This is a genomic window from Pseudonocardia sulfidoxydans NBRC 16205, assembly GCF_007989085.1.
Taxonomy (GTDB): domain Bacteria; phylum Actinomycetota; class Actinomycetes; order Mycobacteriales; family Pseudonocardiaceae; genus Pseudonocardia; species Pseudonocardia sulfidoxydans.
The window spans coordinates 18,267-31,507 of record NZ_BJVJ01000021.1; the positions used below are offsets into that span (position 1 = coordinate 18,267).

At 73.0% G+C, this 13,241-nt stretch carries 15 protein-coding genes; 8 read left to right on the forward strand and 7 right to left on the reverse strand.

What is annotated here, in order from left to right:
* Window positions 1–34: 34 nt before the first annotated feature.
* Window positions 35–631, reverse strand: coding sequence for a hypothetical protein (locus PSU4_RS12615; RefSeq protein ID WP_147106914.1), 597 nt, complete (start codon window positions 629–631; stop codon window positions 35–37).
* Window positions 628–1,407: a TetR/AcrR family transcriptional regulator gene (locus tag PSU4_RS12620; RefSeq protein WP_246115077.1), complete on the reverse strand. Its 780-nt coding sequence runs from the start codon at window positions 1,405–1,407 to the stop codon at window positions 628–630. Before PSU4_RS12620 ends, PSU4_RS12615 begins: the two co-directional genes overlap by 4 nt.
* Window positions 1,408–1,493: 86 nt before the next feature.
* On the opposite strand from PSU4_RS12620, the gene PSU4_RS12625 reads away from it, so the two are divergent.
* Complete coding sequence (locus PSU4_RS12625) at window positions 1,494–2,453, forward strand: ATP-binding cassette domain-containing protein (RefSeq protein ID WP_147106918.1); 960 nt, start codon at window positions 1,494–1,496, stop codon at window positions 2,451–2,453.
* Window positions 2,453–3,250 carry an ABC transporter permease gene (locus PSU4_RS12630; RefSeq protein ID WP_147106921.1) on the forward strand — a complete coding sequence of 266 codons (798 nt, stop codon included), beginning with the start codon at window positions 2,453–2,455 and terminating at the stop codon, window positions 3,248–3,250. Before PSU4_RS12625 ends, PSU4_RS12630 begins: the two co-directional genes overlap by 1 nt.
* 42 nt (window positions 3,251–3,292) lie before the next feature.
* Here the strand turns inward: PSU4_RS12630 and PSU4_RS12635 are convergent, their stop codons facing one another.
* Window positions 3,293–4,063 (reverse strand): nucleoside phosphorylase, encoded by a 771-nt coding sequence (locus PSU4_RS12635; RefSeq protein ID WP_246115078.1) that lies wholly within the window; start codon window positions 4,061–4,063, stop codon window positions 3,293–3,295.
* Between the two features lie 108 nt (window positions 4,064–4,171).
* Between PSU4_RS12635 and PSU4_RS12640 the strand changes: the two genes are divergently transcribed.
* Complete coding sequence (locus PSU4_RS12640; RefSeq protein WP_186816905.1) at window positions 4,172–4,687, forward strand: VOC family protein; 516 nt, start codon at window positions 4,172–4,174, stop codon at window positions 4,685–4,687.
* A 104-nt stretch (window positions 4,688–4,791) separates the two neighbouring features.
* A complete protein-coding gene (locus PSU4_RS12645) occupies window positions 4,792–6,003 on the forward strand; it encodes an LCP family protein (protein WP_147106926.1) in 1,212 nt (403 codons plus the stop codon).
* Between the two features lie 4 nt (window positions 6,004–6,007).
* Here the strand turns inward: PSU4_RS12645 and ku are convergent, their stop codons facing one another.
* Window positions 6,008–6,946 carry a non-homologous end joining protein Ku gene (gene ku, locus PSU4_RS12650; RefSeq protein ID WP_147106928.1) on the reverse strand — a complete coding sequence of 313 codons (939 nt, stop codon included), beginning with the start codon at window positions 6,944–6,946 and terminating at the stop codon, window positions 6,008–6,010.
* Window positions 6,947–7,052: 106 nt separating this feature from the next.
* Between ku and PSU4_RS12655 the strand changes: the two genes are divergently transcribed.
* The 3 genes from PSU4_RS12655 (at window position 7,053) to PSU4_RS12665 (ending at window position 9,019) form a co-directional block, all read left to right on the forward strand.
* Window positions 7,053–7,988: an ATP-dependent DNA ligase gene (locus PSU4_RS12655; protein ID WP_246115088.1), complete on the forward strand. Its 936-nt coding sequence runs from the start codon at window positions 7,053–7,055 to the stop codon at window positions 7,986–7,988.
* A gap of 74 nt (window positions 7,989–8,062) precedes the next feature.
* On the forward strand, window positions 8,063–8,257 hold the full coding sequence (locus PSU4_RS12660) for an Rv0909 family putative TA system antitoxin (protein WP_186816906.1): 195 nt from the start codon (window positions 8,063–8,065) through the stop codon (window positions 8,255–8,257).
* Window positions 8,258–8,425: 168 nt separating this feature from the next.
* Window positions 8,426–9,019, forward strand: coding sequence for a putative glycolipid-binding domain-containing protein (locus tag PSU4_RS12665; protein ID WP_147106935.1), 594 nt, complete (start codon window positions 8,426–8,428; stop codon window positions 9,017–9,019).
* 4 nt (window positions 9,020–9,023) lie between these two features.
* Here PSU4_RS12665 and PSU4_RS12670 read toward each other — a convergent pair whose 3' ends face one another.
* Genes PSU4_RS12670 through PSU4_RS12680 form a run of 3 tightly spaced genes read right to left on the reverse strand, consistent with a single transcriptional unit; the run spans window position 9,024 to window position 12,607 of the window.
* Window positions 9,024–9,968, reverse strand: coding sequence for a prephenate dehydrogenase (locus PSU4_RS12670; RefSeq protein WP_147106937.1), 945 nt, complete (start codon window positions 9,966–9,968; stop codon window positions 9,024–9,026).
* 23 nt (window positions 9,969–9,991) lie between these two features.
* On the reverse strand, window positions 9,992–11,335 hold the full coding sequence (locus PSU4_RS12675; RefSeq protein WP_147106940.1) for an amidase: 1,344 nt from the start codon (window positions 11,333–11,335) through the stop codon (window positions 9,992–9,994).
* Window positions 11,336–11,386: 51 nt separating this feature from the next.
* On the reverse strand, window positions 11,387–12,607 hold the full coding sequence (locus PSU4_RS12680) for a M20 metallopeptidase family protein (RefSeq protein WP_147106943.1): 1,221 nt from the start codon (window positions 12,605–12,607) through the stop codon (window positions 11,387–11,389).
* Between the two features lie 114 nt (window positions 12,608–12,721).
* On the opposite strand from PSU4_RS12680, the gene PSU4_RS12685 reads away from it, so the two are divergent.
* The gene (locus tag PSU4_RS12685) at window positions 12,722–13,234 is read left to right on the forward strand and encodes a tRNA adenosine deaminase-associated protein (protein ID WP_147106946.1); all 513 of its coding nucleotides are present in this window, start codon (window positions 12,722–12,724) and stop codon (window positions 13,232–13,234) included.
* Window positions 13,235–13,241 lie beyond the last annotated feature (7 nt).

A 13,241-nucleotide genomic window follows, 5' to 3' on the forward strand; every position in this document is an offset into this window, starting at 1 on the left:
GGGCGGAACCCGGGAGGATTCCGGGTGGAGGCGCTCAGTGCCGGATCAGCGTCGTCACCCGCACGACCGACGGTCCCGGCGGGGTGGAGCCGAACCCGAACCGCACCGGCGGGTCGACGGGGGCGAGCGCGCCCTGGCCGGCGCCGTCCCAGCGGACGTCGCCGCTGCTCACCCGGTGTATGTCGCGGGCACAGTAGAACTCGTCGCGGCCGTTGCCGGCGCTGCCGCGGGTCCGGACCGCGGGCAGCACGCGGCGGGCGACGACGTCGATCGCCGAGACCCAGGGGATCGACGTCGCGACCCGGCCGGGGACGGCGGCGAGCAGCAGACCGAGCGGGGGGCGGCCCCCGGTGCGGAAGGTCGCCTCCAGCGGGCCCGCGCGCACGGTCCAGCGCGGCCCGTCGACGGCGGCGAACACCGGCAGGATCCGCACCTCGTCGAACGTGTACGTGGCGGAGACGAACTCGGCGACCGCGGGTGTGGGCGCGAGCAGCAGGCGGTGGCCGTCGGGGCGTTCGGCCATGACGTCGGTGAAGGTGCCCAGCGGGGAGCGTTCCCAGCGGCCCACCACGACGCGCAGTCCCGCGGCGGTGCCGAGACCGGCGATGTGGCCGTCGAACCGGTCGATCACGTGTCTCCGTCCGTCAGGCGTTCGACGCCGTCGAGCAGCAGTCCCAGTCCGAATTCCCAGGCCTCGTCGGAGTACTCCTCGTCGAAGCCGCCCTGCTCCCAGATGCGCGTCATCGTCGGGAAGCGTTCCGGGGAGTAGTAGGTGCCCCAGAAGCCGGCCCGGGACTCCCAGTAGTCGTCGTAGCCGACGCCGGTGCGGGCGGAGACACTGGTGTCGGTGACGGCGGAGCGGGCGGCGCCGAACACGTGGGACTCGACGAGCCCGGCGACCCGGCTGACGGTCCCCGCGGGCAGCCCGGTGAGGGCGACGGCGCGGTAGAGGTCTTCCTGGGCGTCGAGGACGTGCGGGCCCAGCGGCATCCGCCACAGGTTGGAGCGAATCAGCCACGGGTGGGCCTGGTACATCCGCCAGGCCTCGCGGGCGTGGTACTCGACCTGCGCGCGCCACGGGAGGTCGGGGTCGGGCATGGCCCGGCCGGCCCAGGCGCGGTCGATCATCAGCTCGAACAGTTCGTCCTTGCCGGGGACGTAGGTGTAGAGGCTCATCGCGCCGACGCCGAGGTGTTGGGCGACCTTGCGCATCGACAGCTCGTCGACGCCCTGGGTCGCGGCGACCTCGATCGCGCCCGTCACGACCTGGTCGAGCGTGAGCTTCTGCCGTGGGCCGCGCGTGGGTGGCGGGGGTGGGTCCCACAGCAGCCGGATCATGGCGCGGCCCTCGGCCGTGCCCCACTCGGCGCCCGGCTCGCCGCCTGGTCCGCCGCCTGGTTCGTCCATTTCGCCGCCTTCCTGGCGAGACTCTCTCCGTACGGTGTACTGTATCGCTCGCCAACGTGGTACGCCGTACGGAATTCGGAGGACGGATGATCCACACCGAGTCGCTCGCCAGGACCTTCACGGTGGGCAAGGAAAGGATCGAGGCGGTGCGCGGCATCGACCTCGACGTGGCCGAGGGTGAGCTGGTCGCCTTCCTCGGCCCCAACGGCGCCGGCAAGTCGACGACGCTGCGGATGCTCACCAGCCTGCTGCCGCCCACCTCCGGCTCCGCGAGCGTCGCGGGTATCGACGTCCTGGCCCGGCCGGCCGAGGTCCGCAGGCGCATCGGCTACATCGGCCAGAAGGACGGCGCCGGCCACAACTACCGGGTCTGGGACGAGCTGCTCATGCAGGGCCGCTTCTACGGCATGAGCAAGGCCGACGCCGCCGAGAGCGGGGAGGAGCTGTTGCGCACGCTCGACCTCGACGCGTTGCGCATGCGCAAGGTCAGCTCCCTGTCGGGCGGACAGAAGCGCCGGCTCGACATCGCGCTCGGCCTCATCCACGCCCCCGGCCTGCTGTTCCTCGACGAGCCGTCCACCGGGATGGACCCGCAGAACCGGGCCAACCTGTGGGAGCACATCATGCGGATCCGCGAGCAGCGCGTCACCACGATCGTGCTCACCACCCACTACCTCGACGAGGCCGACGCGATGGCCGAACGGGTCGTGATCATCGACCACGGCACGATCATCGCCGACGACACCGCCGAGACCCTCAAGGCCAAGCAGGCCGGCGACAGGCTGACCGTCGTCGTCCGCCCCGCCGACGCCGCGGCCGCGCGCACCCTGCTCGGCACCGAGGGCAGCGAGCTGTCCGAGCGCCCGGACGACGACGGCACCGCCCTGTCGATCCGCGTCGACGCCGCCTCCCACGCCATGCCCGGCGTCCTCGCCCGGTTGCGCGACGCGGGTGTCGACGTCGTCGCCGCGGCCGCCCGCCGCCCCACCCTCGACGACGTGTTCCTCAACCTGACCGGTCGCTCGTTGCGCGAAGGAGAGTCCTGATGGCGGTCCTGACCCTTCCGGCACCGGCGCGGACCAACGTGGTCACCGACGTCGGCCACGTGTGGTGGCGCGAGACGCTGACCATCCTGCGCGACCCGTTCTCGCTGATCTTCTCGCTGCTCCAGCCCCTGGTCTTCCTGGGACTGTTCGGGCCCCTGCTCTCGGGTCTCGCGGGCAACGGCGAGCTGTTCGGCGGGTCGTCGCTGCAGTGGTTCCTGCCCGGTGTCGTCGTGATGATCACGATGTTCGGGACGTCGATGACCGGGTCGACGCTGCAGTTCGAGATCATGACCGGCGCGTTCGAACGCATCCTGGCGACGCCGCTGTCGCGGTCGGCGCTGATGATCGGGCGGGCGCTCAAGGAGCTCACCCCGCTGGTGGTGCAGGCGGCGATCATCACGCTCGTCGCGATCCCGTTCGGGTTCGTGCTGTACCCGCTGCACGTGCTGGTGGGGCTGCTGATCCTGGGGGTCTTCGGCGTCGGGGTCGGGGCGCTGTCCTACGCGCTGGCGATCGCGGCCCGCAAGAGCGAGTGGATCTTCTGGGCGGTGCAGCAGGCGTTGCTGTTCCCGCTGCTGATCCTGTCCGGGATGATGCTGCCGCTCGAGACGGGTCCGGGCTGGATGCAGGTGGTGTCGAAGTTCAACCCGCTCACCTACATCGTCGACGCGGAGCGGGTCCTGTTCGCCGGTTCGTTCGGCGACGTGACGATCCTCCGGGGCCTGGTCGCGGCGCTGGTCACCGCGGCGATCGGCCTGTGGGTCGGCATCCGGTCGATCCGCCGCGCCACCCTGTGAGTGGCGATGGTCGCTATAGCGACCATCGCCACTCACGACCGCTCACAGCGCCAGCGCCGCCCGTGCTGCGACGGACGTGAGACCGGATCGGGCGGCGCGGGCGGTCGTCCAGCCGCGCGCGTCCCACTCCGGTCCGGCCAGCGAATCGGCGGCCAGCAGCAGCTGGGCGAGGCGGATACCGCGGAACCGCGCGACCGCGATGAACGCCGACGCCTCCATGTCGACGGTCACGCATCCCTCCTCGCGGCGCCGCGCCACCCGGGCGCGGGTCTCGCGGTAGACGGCGTCGGTGGTCCAGGTCCGGCCGGTGACGTGCGGCAACCCCGCGGCGTCGAGCGTCCGCCGCAGGACCTCGGCGCCCTGCGGGTCGGCGTCGACGACCCGGCCCGGACGCAGGTAGTGCGCCGACGTGCCCTCGTCGCGCAGCGCGCTGCCGACGACGACCGCGTGCCCCATCACCAGGTCCGGCACGAGCACCCCCGCCCCGCCGACGGCGACGACCTGCGTCACGCCCATCGCGATCAGCTCCTCCAGGGTCATCGCCGCGAGCGGAGCGCCGATCCCGGGGTGGACGATCGCGAGCGGCCGGCCGTCGACCTCGATCTCCCACACCACGGACTCGCGTTCCGACGACAGCCGTGCGAGCCGCCGGGCCCCGGCCTCGACGAACGCGGCCACGACCTCGGGGAAGAAGCACAACACCGCGGCCTCGGGCAGCCGTGCGCGGCGGGCGTGCAGCGCCGGGTCGAGGACGCCGGGATCGGCGAGGTCGTCCTCGTGCAGGGGTTCCACGGAATCGTGCAGGGGGTCCACGGGGTCGATCATGCACACAGTCACTCGAACGTGTTCCACGTGGAACCACCGCGGTCGTACGGTGGGTGCCCCGGGTGCCGCCCGGGACGTCGAGGCAAGGAGCCGACCGTGCCACAGCCCACCGGAGCCGAACTGGACGCCGTCCGCGAGCGGCGGAAGAAGCTGCGCGACACGTACCTGCGGCCCGCGGCCGACCGGCCGCCGACGACCGTCCGCGGCGTCCACCACCTCGCGCTCGTCTGCAGCGACGTCGAACAGACCATCCGGTTCTACCAGGACACCCTGGGGTTCCCGCTGGTCGAGCTCGTGGAGAACCGCGACTACGCCGGCTCCGGCCACTTCTTCTTCGACATCGGGAACGGCAACCTGCTGGGGTTCTTCGACTTCCCGGGCCACGACCACCGCGACTGGGAGGAGACGATCGGCGCCGTCCAGCACCTGGCGCTCTCCACGTCGCCGGAGGAGTTCGACGCGGCCAGGGCCCGGCTCGACGCCGAGGGCATCGACTACCTCGGTCCCGACCGCGGCGTCGACAACAGCCTCTACATCCGCGACCCCAACGGCGTCGGTATCGAGTTCTACCGCGAAGAGCTCGGCAAGTTCGAGGGCGAGCCTCTGTTGTAGACGCGGGGGGCTGCCCCTACCGACCTCTTCGCCCGGCCCGTGGCACTCTGGTCCGAGGTCTGCAGGGCCGTACGGAGCACGCGTCGACGGGGTGAGAGCACAGCATGGACGGTGGGTACCAGGGGCCGACGCGTCCTGTCGGCCGGGGCGGCCCACCCCCGCCGCAGCAGCAACGTCGTGGTCCCGCCCAGGGGCCCGGCTGGGGCCAACCCCAGCGGCCCCGGCAGAACGTGCCGCCGCGCCCGCCGCAGGGAGGTCGTCGACCACCGCCCGCACGCACCTCGGTACTCCCGACGACGCCCGCGGGCGACCGGCCGCCGGTCCGGTTCGACCCGCCGGGCGGCGGTCCGCCCCGGCGGAGCCCACGTCCGCGCCGCAGGGGCAGCTGGCGGCGTCGGATCCTGGCCTTCGTCGCCGTCCTGCTCCTGCTGGTCATCGGCTTCGCGGTCTACCTCGACGTCAACCTCCAGCGTGTCGACGCCCTGCCCGCCGACAGCGCCACGACGTCCGACGGCACCAACTGGCTGATCGTCGGCTCCGACAGCCGCGCAGGCCTCACCGACGAACAGCAGCAGGAGCTGGCGACGGGCGGTGACGTCGGCCAGCGCACCGACACGATCATGCTGCTGCACAGCGGCAGCTCGGGCCCCGTGCTCGTGAGCATCCCGCGCGACTCCTACGTGCCCATCCAGGGCCACGGCAGCGGCAAGATCAACGCCTCGTACGCGATCGGCGGCCCACAGCTGCTGATCGAGACCGTCGAGGCCGCCACCGGCCTGCACATCGACCACTACGCCGAGATCGGCTTCGGCGGGTTCGTCGGCGCCGTCGACGCGGTGGGTGGCGTCGACATGTGCATCCCGCAGGCCATCAAGGACCCGAAGGCGGGCCTCGACATCAAGGCCGGCTGCCAGGAGCTCGACGGCGGCACCGCGCTCGGCTACGTCCGCACCCGCGCCACGGCCGGGTCGGACTTCGACCGCGTCGCCCGCCAGCGCGCGTTCCTGTCCGCGCTGATCAGCAAGGCCACCAGCCCGGCGACGCTGCTCAACCCGTTCCGCATCGTGCCGCTCGGCACCGCCATGACCGGGACGATCACCGTCGACAGTTCCGACCACATCTGGAACCTGGCGAGCCTGGGCCTGTCGATGCGCGGGGTGTCGGGTGGCGACGGCGTCGCCACCACCGTGCCGGTCGGGGGCACGCCGACGATCGGCGGCGAGTCCGTCGTCCGCTGGGACAGGACGCGGGCGCAGGCACTCTTCGGCGCGCTGGCCAAGGACGAGGCACCGCCCAAGAACGCCCTCGGGCCCTGATCCGTCAGGCGGGCTTTCGGGTCCGCCTGCGTGGGGCCGCGGCCTCCTCGGGCGAGTCGTCCTTCGCGGCGTCCTTCTTCGTGGTGCGACGGCGGGTCTTCGGCTTCTCGGCCTTCTCCTCGGCAGGCTTCTCCGGCGCCTTCTCGGCCGCCGTGCCCGAGGACCCGCGCGCCGCCTCGACGCTGCGCTGCAACGCCGTCAGCAGGTCGGTCATGCTGTCGCCGTCGTCGGACGGCTTCTCCGGCGCCGGGGCCGGGCGGCTGTCGCCGCTGGTGCGCTTGCGCTCGATCATGTCGGCGACGGCGTCGCGGTACTCGTCGTGGAAGTCCGACGGGTCGAAGTCGGCCCCCAGGCTCTCCACCAGCGACGCCGCCATCTGCAGCTCCTGCGGACGCAGCTCGACGTCGAGGTCGAGGATGTCGAACTCGGGCTCGCGGACCTCGTCGGGCCACAGCATCGTCTGCAGCACGATCGCCTTGCCGCGGACACGCAGCAGCGCGATGCTCTCCCGCTGCCGCAACGCCACCTTGACCACGGCCATCCGGTCGGTGTCGGTCAGCGCCTCCCGGAGCAGGGCGTAGGGCTTGGCGGCCTTCGTCTCCGGCTCGAGGTAGTAGCTCTTGTCGAACAGCAGCGGGTCGATCTGGTCGGACGGCACGAACTCGATGACGTCGATCTCGTGGCCCGTCGCGACCGGCAACGAGTCGAGGTCGCCCTCGTCGAGCGTGATGAGCTCGCCGTCCTCGGTCTCGTAGCCCTTGACGATGTCGGCGTACTCGACCTCCTCGCCGTCGATCGAACACGTCCGCTTGTAGCGGATCCGGCCACCGTCCGTGGCGTGCACCTGATGGAACCGGATGTCGTGGTTGGTCGTCGCGGAGTACAGCTTGACGGGCACGCTGACCAGCCCGAACGAGACCGCACCGCTCCACATCGCTCGCATGGTGCTCTTGTACCCAGCCTTCCCCGTCTGCCGTCCGGTTCGCGCCGACCCGCCCCGTACGGCGCAGCGTGACGACTTCTGGTGACAGCATGGCGGCGTGCAGCCCATGCTCGCCACCCCCGGCGCGCTCCCGACCGGCCCCGGATGGGTGTTCGAGGTCAAGTGGGACGGCATGCGGCTGCTCGCCGACGTCCGCGACGGCGCCGTCCGGCTGCACACCCGCAGCGGCCGCGACGTCACCGGCAGTTTCCCCGAGCTCGCCGGTCTCGACGCTGTCGCGCCCGACCTGCTCCTCGACGGCGAGGTGGTGATCGTCGACCGCGGCGTCCCCAGTTTCGCCGCCCTCGCCGAGCGCATCCACGGCACCGTCAGCGCCGCCCGCGCGGCCGCGCGACCCGTCACCTTCATGACGTTCGACGTCCTGCGCCTCTACGGCGTCGACCTCACGGCGCGGCCCCTGCTCGAACGCCGCGCCACCCTCGAACGCCTCGACCTGTCCGGGGTGCCGGCACTGTCGCTGTCGCCGTCCTACACAGACGGCGCGGCCCTGCTCACCGCGACGGCCGAACAGGGCATGGAGGGTGTCGTCGCCAAACGGGCCGACGGCCCGTACACACCGGGGCGCCGCGGCGCGTGGATCGAGGTGACGCACCGGACGTCGACGCCGTGCCTCATCGCCGGCCGCCGGGCCGAACGGTCGACGGCCTCGCGGATCGCGGCGCTGCTCGTCGGTCTCCCCGGGCCCGGCGGGCTGCGGTTCGCCGGGCGGGTCACCGCGGGCCTCTCCGGAGACGCCGTCCAACGCGTCCTGCACAGCGCACTCGACGGCCTGACCCGGATCGCCCCTCCGTTCGGGGAGGACATCCCGCGCGTCGACAGCGCAGGCGCCCAGTGGTGCGAGCCGGTCGTCGTCGCCGAGATCGCGCACGCCGGCTGGTCCGACGACGGCCGGATGCTGCGCCCCGAGTTCCGCGGCCTGCGCGACGACCTCGCTCCCGGCGACCTCGATCCCGCCCCGGTGACCCGCCCCGGCGGGGGTTGAGCCCACCCGGGTGCTGACACCTGATCGTGTCACGGGCCAGGATGTCTCCCGACAGCTCGAGAAGGGGGCTCAACATGGTGGACTTCGACGCACTCAAGGGCAAGGCCGAGGAACTGCTCAATGAGCACGGCGACAAGATCGAGGACGGCGCCGAGAAGCTCGGGGAGGTCGTCAAGGACAAGTTCGGCCACGACGAGCAGGTCGACATGGTCGTCGGGAAGATCAAGGACTTCGTGCCCGACCCCGAACAGCCCGCGCCCGGTCGGTGACCAGGCGTGATGACGTGACGGTGACCGCTCCTGCCGGGTTCCCCTCGGCAGGAGCGGCCGCTCCTCACCGACTACCGTGTTCACGATGAGCGAGCCTCGGCGAGCGATCTCCCGACACAGCGCCTGCGCGCAGCGCCGACCGAGCTCAGGCGAGGGAGTGCGAGTGCGATGAGCGGCATGGTGACGTGGCAGGCCGAGGACGAGGTCGGCCTGGAGGGTGCCCGGGTCCTGATCGGACAGACCGGTTTCCGCGCCCTCGGCCGGATCGTGCGGACCGGCCCGAACGGTGAGCTCACCTCGTCGTACCGGTTGGCCGTCAACGAGGACCGGGTCGTGGAGCGGCTGTCGGTCACGGCGGCGACGGCCGACCGGGAGCGGCACCTCACGATGAACCGCACCGAGGACGGCTACTGGCTGCTCGACGACGGCTCGGGCAGCACCCGGTCGGACTACGACGGCGCGGTGGACGTCGACCTCCAGCGCAGCCCGCTGTTCAACACGCTGCCGATCCGCCGGCTGAACCTGCACCTGGAACCGGGCGACCACGTGATCCCCGTGCTGTTCGTGTCGTTGCCGTCGTTGTCGGTGGAGCTGGTCGACAGGCGCTACCGGACGGTCTCGGTGTCCGACGGGACGTCACCCGCTGTGGTGAACGTCAGCTCGGGTGACTTCAGCGCCGATCTCACGGTCGACGCCGACGGCATCGTGGCGCACTACCCGGGGCTGGCCCGCCGGGTCGGGGCGATCGAGCCGGTCGCCTGAGAGATCAGGCCCAGCCGACGATCACGTCGCCGCGCCGGCCGAGCTCCCGCAGCTCGGGAAGGATGCCGGGGCGCAGCGTCACGTGCTCGGTGAGCGGCTCGCGCGTGGCCGACCAGCGCTGCCGCGCGAGGTAGCCGGCCTGCACGGTGGCGGCGAGCCCACCCGTCGACGCCAGTGCCCCGCGCATGGCGCCGAGCCGGCCGAGGGCCTCGTCGACCGCGGCGAGCAGGGCGTCGCGGTTGCCCTCGCACATGGCGAGCACCAGCTCGGGCCGGGTGCCGGCGACGCGGGTGCCGTCGGCGAACGAGCTGGCCGACAGCGCGAGGGGCAGGTCGTCGTCGGGTTCACCGGCGCCGACGGCCGCCAGCACCGCGGCGAGCAGGTGCGGCAGGTGGCTGATCCGGGCGACGGCGAGATCGTGCTCGTCGGCCGCCGCGGGGACGACGTGCGATCCACACGCCCAGGCGAGCTCGGCGACGTCGGCCCACACGTCGAGGTCGGCGCCGTCGTCGGAGACGACGACCCACGGGGCACCGGTGAACAACCCGGCCGTGCCGGCGGCCCAGCCCGACTCGGCGGTGCCGGCCATGGGGTGGCCGCCGACGTAGCGGGCCCGCGGCGCGTACCGCGCGACCTCGTCGGCGACCGCGACCTTGACGCTGACGGCGTCGGTCAGCCGCACCGTCGGAGCGACCTCACCGACGCGGCGCAGCACGTCGGGAAGGGCGGGCAGCGGGGTCGCGAGCACGACGAGCGCATCGGCCTCGGCGGCCCGGCGAAGGGCGGCGTCGAGGTCGGTGGTGACGTCGTAGCCGTCGGCGCGGGCCTGCTCGGCCGTACCCTCCGACGCGCTCGTGCCCCACACCGTCCGCCCGGCCTTGTCGGCGGCCCGGATCAGCGAGCCGCCGATGAGCCCGGTCCCGATGACGCACAGCGCACGCTCACCCATGCGGCGGAACGGTACGCGGGGGGTCAGGCGCGCTCGATCGCGGCCGCCACCCGCAGCACGCCGCGCTCCTCCAGCCGGACGCCGACGACCTGGACGCCCACGGGCAGGCCCGCGAACTGCCCGTCGGTGGCCGGCGACGGGCCGGGGACCGACACCGCGGGCCAGCCGGTCACGTTGAACGGCAGCGTCAGTTCGAGCAGCCCCATCCGGACGGGCGCGTTCTTCCCCTCGATCTCCACGGTGGTGGCGTGCAGCGGGGTGGCGGGCTGGCGGGTCGTCGCCAGGACGAGGACGTCGACGGCGTCGCACGCCTGCCGCATCGCGGTGGTGAGCCGCAGCCGGGCGCGCTGCGCGTCGACGTACTCCGACGCGGTGATGTGGTCGTTCGGCTCGAGCCGCTCCAACGTGGCGGGCTGGTAGTCGCCGCGGCGCGTCGCGAGCCAGGCGCGGTGCGTCGCGTAGGCCTCTGCGTTGCAGATGTCGAAGTAGGTCTTGGGGATCCGGTCGATCATGGGCGTCGAGATCTCGGTGACCTGGGCGCCCTGCTTCTCCAGCAGCGCCACCGCCTCGGCGACGTTGGCGCGGGTGTCGGGGTCGGCCGCCTGCCAGTACGGGTCGGTCAGGACGCCGACCCGCACACCCGACACGCCGGGCAGCTGGATGCCGCCACCCGTCCCGCCGGAGCGGCTCAGCACGTCCCACGCGACGCTCGTCGAGTGCGTGTCGCCCGCGAGGAGCCCGACGTGGTCGTAGGTGTCCGACAGCGGGAACACGCCCTCCGTGGGCAGCACCCCGCGGGTCGGCTTGAGGCCGACGACCCCGCACAGCGCCGCCGGGGTGCGGACGCTCGCGCCCGTGTCGGTCCCGACCGTCAACGCCAGGTGTCCGGCCGCGACGGCCGCCGCCGGGCCCGACGACGACCCGCCGGTGATGCGGGTCGGGTCGTGCGGGTTGAGCGCCGGGCCGGACGCCGAGGTGTCGCCGGTGGGCCCGTAGGCGAACTCCTGCGTGTGCAGCTTCGCGACGACGATCGCACCGGCCTCGCGCAGCCGCGTCACGATCGGCGCGTCGGCCGCGGCGGGCGGCGAGTCGGCCATGACGTCGGACCCGCACAGCGTCTGCAGGCCCTCCACGTCGACCAGGTCCTTCACCCCGACGGCGACGCCGTGCAGCGGGCCGCGCCACTCGCCGCGGGCGATCTCGTCGGTGGCCGTGGCGGCGTCGGCCAGCGCGCGCTCCTCGTCGAGGGTGACCACCGAGTTCGTGGTGTCGCCGCGGAGCCGCTCCAGCGTGTCGCGCAGGTGCTCGGTCGGGGAGAGCTCACCGGATCGCAGGGCGAGCGACAGGTCACGGATCGAGAGGGCCACCCCGCAAGCTTGCTACTCGGGCCCGCAGGACCCGAGCGGGGGTAGCGCGGGTCACGCGCGGGCCAGCGTCTCCAGCGCGAGGCCGGCGTAGAGCGCGACGCCGGTGGCCATCGCCGCCTCGTCGAACACCACGCGGTTGGAGTGGTTCGACGCCGCCTCCGACGGGTCGATCCCCGGCGGGCAGGCCCCCAGGAACGCCAGCGCGCCCGGCACCTCGCGCAGCACGTAGGAGAAGTCCTCGGCGCCCATGATCGGGTCCGGCATCTCGACGCTCCGCCGCGCCCCCACGAGCCGTCGGCCCAGGTCGGACACCTTCGCCGCCGCCTGCCGGTCGTTCGACGTGACCGGATAGCCCGAGCCGATCCGCACCTCGGCCTCACAGCCGTGCGCCATCGCCGTGTAGCGGCAGACCCGACGGACCTCCTCGTGCAGCATCCGGCGGACGGGCTCGGACATCGTCCGCAGCGTGCCCTCCATCTCGGCGGTCTCCGGGATGACGTTGTTCGTCGTGCCCGCGGTGATCCGCGCGATCGTCAGCACCGCGGGCTGGTGGGTGTCGACGCGACGGGTCAGCATCGTCTGCAACGCCCCCACCATCGCCGCCGCCGCCGGTACCGGGTCGACCGCGTCGTGCGGCGCCGACGCGTGCCCGCCACGCCCCGTCACCGTCACGTGCAGCGTGTCGGCCGCCGCCATGATCGGCCCCGGCCGCGTGTGCACGTCGCCGCTCGGCACCGTCGCGCTCACGTGCAGCGCGAACGCCGACTCCGGCATCCCCGCCGGCCCACCCGGACCCAGCAGCCCCTCGTCGATCATGTGCCGGGCGCCGTGGAAGCCCTCCTCGCCCGGCTGGAACATGAACAGCACACGACCCGCCAGCTCGTCGCGCGACTCCGCCAGCAGCCGCGCCGCCGACGCCAGCATCGCGACGTGCACGTCGTGCCCGCACGCGTGCATCGCCCCCTCGATCGTCGACGCGAACTCCACCCCGGAGTCCTCGTGCAGCGGCAGGGCGTCCATGTCGCCGCGCAGCAGCACCGTCGGCCCCGACCGCGCACCCTCCAGCACCGCGACGACCGACGACACCTCCCGCCCCAGGTGGACCCGCACCGGGAGGTCGGCCAGCGCACCCAGGACGGCCTCCTGCGTCCGCGGCAACCGCAGCCCGATCTCGGGGTGCCGGTGCAGTGCGCGGCGCAACGTCACCGTCCGCGGCTGCACCGCCCGGGCACGCCGGTGCAGCTCGGCGAGACGCGCGTCGGCCGGGGACATGCGCCGATCCTCGCACTGCCGGGACCTGATCGGGTGCACTTCCACCGGGTGACGGAACGGCGAAGATATGGCTGTGGCGTGGACCACACAGGGTGACGCGCCTACCGTAGAGGGATGGCGGTGCAGAGCGTCCAGTCGCGCGACGACACGCGTGACCAGGCACTTCCCGGATACGCGGTCGCCGCGATCCGGGAGGAGGGCCGCTGGCGCTGCGCCCGGCTCGACGCTGCCGCCCTCGTCGACCTCGACGCCGCCATCACCGAGCTGCGCGCCCAGCGCTCCACCGGTGCCGTCGTCGGCCTCCTCGACGTCGACGACGAGTTCTTCGTCCTGCTGCGCCCCGCCCCGGGCGGGGTGTCGCTGCTGGTGTCCGACGCCGTCGCCGCCCTCGACTACGACGTCGCCGCCGACGTCCTCGACCTGCTGCGGATCGACCTGCCCGCCGAGGGCGAGGACGCGCTGTGGCCCGAGGGCGACCTCGGCATCCTCGCCGACCTCGGCCTCCCGGCCGAGGAGCTCGAGGTCCTCGTCGGCGAGCTCGAGCTCTACCCCGACGAGCAGCTCGCCACCATCGCCCGCCGCTGCGGCTTCGCCGATGCGCTCGACGAGGTCGTCGGCGGCCGCTGAGCCCTCC

Excerpts from the sequence above, each read along its gene's own strand:
- PSU4_RS12620 (WP_246115077.1), bottom strand. The coding sequence starts at position 1,407 with ATGGACGAACCAGGCGGCGGACCAGGCGGCGAGCCGGGCGCCGAGTGG.
- PSU4_RS12685 (WP_147106946.1), top strand. The coding sequence starts at position 12,722 with ATGGCGGTGCAGAGCGTCCAGTCGCGCGACGACACGCGTGACCAGGCA.
- PSU4_RS12665 (WP_147106935.1), top strand. The coding sequence starts at position 8,426 with ATGAGCGGCATGGTGACGTGGCAGGCCGAGGACGAGGTCGGCCTGGAG.
- PSU4_RS12680 (WP_147106943.1), bottom strand. The coding sequence starts at position 12,607 with ATGTCCCCGGCCGACGCGCGTCTCGCCGAGCTGCACCGGCGTGCCCGG.
- PSU4_RS12660 (WP_186816906.1), top strand. The coding sequence starts at position 8,063 with ATGGTGGACTTCGACGCACTCAAGGGCAAGGCCGAGGAACTGCTCAAT.
- PSU4_RS12630 (WP_147106921.1), top strand. The coding sequence starts at position 2,453 with ATGGCGGTCCTGACCCTTCCGGCACCGGCGCGGACCAACGTGGTCACC.
- PSU4_RS12670 (WP_147106937.1), bottom strand. The coding sequence starts at position 9,968 with ATGGGTGAGCGTGCGCTGTGCGTCATCGGGACCGGGCTCATCGGCGGC.
- PSU4_RS12625 (WP_147106918.1), top strand. The coding sequence starts at position 1,494 with ATGATCCACACCGAGTCGCTCGCCAGGACCTTCACGGTGGGCAAGGAA.
- PSU4_RS12655 (WP_246115088.1), top strand. The coding sequence starts at position 7,053 with ATGCTCGCCACCCCCGGCGCGCTCCCGACCGGCCCCGGATGGGTGTTC.
- ku (WP_147106928.1), bottom strand. The coding sequence starts at position 6,946 with ATGCGAGCGATGTGGAGCGGTGCGGTCTCGTTCGGGCTGGTCAGCGTG.
- PSU4_RS12645 (WP_147106926.1), top strand. The coding sequence starts at position 4,792 with ATGGACGGTGGGTACCAGGGGCCGACGCGTCCTGTCGGCCGGGGCGGC.